The sequence below is a fragment of the Serratia sp. 506_PEND genome (assembly GCF_001076875.1).
In the GTDB taxonomy this organism is placed as follows: Bacteria; Pseudomonadota; Gammaproteobacteria; order Enterobacterales; family Enterobacteriaceae; genus Serratia; species Serratia marcescens.
Genome location: NZ_JVEL01000344.1, coordinates 1 through 375, shown reverse-complemented (window position 1 = coordinate 375; position 375 = coordinate 1). Strand labels below are relative to the sequence as shown.

General features: G+C 60.8%; 1 pseudogene. It reads right to left on the bottom strand.

Annotation, left to right across the window (positions count from 1 at the left end):
- Window positions 1–375, bottom strand: a pseudogene (locus ADK28_RS11010) (type VI secretion system membrane subunit TssM); the annotation flags it as partial.

The following is a 375-nucleotide window of genomic DNA, read 5'->3' as shown; positions in this document are numbered from 1 at the left end:
CCAGCAGCGGTTTGAGGCTGGACTGATAAAAACCGTCGAGCGTGCCGCCGGGTGCAAAGAAACGGGTCACTTCAGACAGTGACGCATCCTGCGAAGAAGTCGGGTTGAAGGGATAGCGGTCAGCCAGGGTGTCGTTAAACGGCGTCAGCACCTGCTCTGTCCACGCCTGGTTCAGGGATGACATGGCAAGCGACGTCGTCACATCGGCGACCTGTGTCGCGATCTGACCGACCCAGCGATCCAGTGGGGCCGGCAGCCCCTGCGCATACTGTTGCAGGCTGAAAGCCGGATCCTTATAGGGATCGCTCTGGCGCAGCTGCAGGGCCTTAAAGGCAGCAGCACCCGGATCGCCTGCACTGTTTATCTGCTCCAGCC